The organism is Streptomyces sp. NPDC037288 (assembly GCF_055603265.1).
In genome coordinates, this window is record NZ_JBVJVY010000212.1 from 1 (window position 1) to 1,430 (window position 1,430).

Genomic DNA, 1,430 nt, shown 5'->3' on the forward strand with positions numbered 1-1,430 from the left:
CAGGAGAATCTCAATGATCGTGTCAAGCCGTCTGCGTGACCGGTGGGGCGGAGGTGAACAGCCTCTTGTCACGCAGCATCGCCCACAGCACGTCGACCCGGCGGCGGGCAAGCGCGAGCAACGCCTGGGCGTGCAGCAGTCCCTCGCCACGCTTCTTGAGGTAGTAGTCCCTCGACGGGCCCGGTCGCATCATCGCGGACTGCGCGGACATGTAGAACAGCCAGCGCAGGCGCCGGTTGTAGCGTTTGGGCCGGTGGTAGTTGCCGGTGCGGCGGCCGGAGTCGCGGGGCACCGGTGCCAGGCCGGCGTGCGAGGCCAAGCGGCCGGCGTCGCGGTAGCCGGACAGGTCACCGACGATTGCGACGAACTCGGCGCCCAGGATGGGGCCCATGCCGGGCATGGACTCGATGATCTCGGCGCGGTCGTCGGCCCGGAAAGTCTCGCGGATCTCCCGGTCATTGTCCTTGATCCGCTCGTCCTGGGCCAGGAGCTGGTGGGCCAGGTCGCGCACCAGCTTGGCCGCCCGGGCCTCCCCGGGCAGGGCGGTGGTCTGGGACTGGGCGGCCTCGACGGCCTTGGCCGCGACGGCGTCGGCGCCGCGGACCTTGCGGCGTTCCAGCCAGGTGGTCAGCCGCTTGACGCCGACCCGGCGCAGGGCAGCAGGGGTCTGGTACTCGGTCAGCATGACCACCGGGCCCTTGGCCGCGGAATAGTCGAAGGCCCGCTCCAGCGCGGGGCAGATGCCGACCAGCAGGTCGCGGAGCCGGTTGATGAGCCGGACCCGGTCAGCGATCAGGTCGCGCCGGTAACCGGTCAGCAACTGCAGCGTGGAGACCAGTTCCGGCGGAGTCTCGATCGGGGTGAAGTCCCGGCGCATGCGGGCCTGGTCGGCGATGACCAGGGCGTCCTTGGCGTCGGTCTTGCCCTCGCCCCGGTAGGCGCCGGTCATCCGGTTGACGGTGCGGCCGGGCACGTAGACGACCTGCTGACCGTGCGCGATGAGCAGGGCCAGCAGCAGGGCGGAGGCCCGGCCGGAGATGTCCACCGCCCACCGCACCTCGTCGGCCTTCTCCCGTGCCGTGTCGATCAGCGTCAGGATCTGGGCCTCGTCGTTGATCACCTTCGTCGAGAACAGCGTCTCGCCGTCGGCGTTTACCGCCACCGCCCAGTGGTGCCCCTTGCCGGCGTCAATGCCGACCCATATCCGCGCGTGAGACGTGCTCAAGCCCGTCGCTCCGTTCCACCGTGACCAGCACTTCCGTGGCCCGAGGAACACTCCGCCGACAGGTCCTTAACCAGCGATGCCCGCAGTTCTCAATCAGCAGCCGGAGCGTCCCGGAGGACCGGGCGGCCATTCTCCTGGAGCCATCAACGGCAGAAACCCCATCAGCCACACCCGGTCCTCCCGGACCGCCCAACATTCTTAAGGA

The 1,430-nt window shown here is 69.4% G+C and carries 1 protein-coding gene; it reads right to left on the bottom strand.

Annotated elements, in window-relative coordinates; genetic code table 11:
* Positions 1–22 precede the first annotated feature (22 nt).
* Entirely contained in the window at positions 23–1,225 is a 1,203-nt protein-coding gene (locus ACZ7GZ_RS43345) for an IS110 family RNA-guided transposase (RefSeq protein ID WP_471033363.1), read from the bottom strand.
* Positions 1,226–1,430: the final 205 nt, after the last annotated feature.